Genomic DNA, 303 nt, shown 5'->3' on the forward strand with positions numbered 1-303 from the left:
TTCATCGGCCCATTCATCCCAGATCGAGACGCCATTCTCTTTGAGATAGCGGATATTAGTAGATCCTTGCAGGAACCAGATCAGTTCATGCACGATGGATTTCAGGTGTAGTTTTTTGGTGGTAACGAGCGGAAAGCCCTGATTCAGGTCAAACCGCATCTGATAGCCAAACACCGAAACAGTGCCGGTTCCGGTCCGGTCTGTCTTTGTGGTTCCATGGTCACGTACATGACGCATGAAGTCGAGGTATTGGCGCATAGTGAGTCCACATGTGAGAAAAAATCGAGGCGCTAGTATACACCC

General features: G+C 49.2%; 1 protein-coding gene. It reads right to left on the reverse strand.

Features of this window, described 5'->3' with window-relative positions; genetic code table 11:
• A partial coding sequence (gene thyA / locus KDM89_RS21465; RefSeq protein ID WP_212689817.1) for a thymidylate synthase occupies positions 1 to 258 on the reverse strand: 258 nt, incomplete at its 3' end.
• Positions 259 to 303: the final 45 nt, after the last annotated feature.

It is taken from the genome of Cognatundibacterium luofuense, assembly GCF_018139685.1.
Lineage (GTDB): Bacteria > Pseudomonadota > Gammaproteobacteria > Burkholderiales > Burkholderiaceae_D > Undibacterium > Undibacterium luofuense.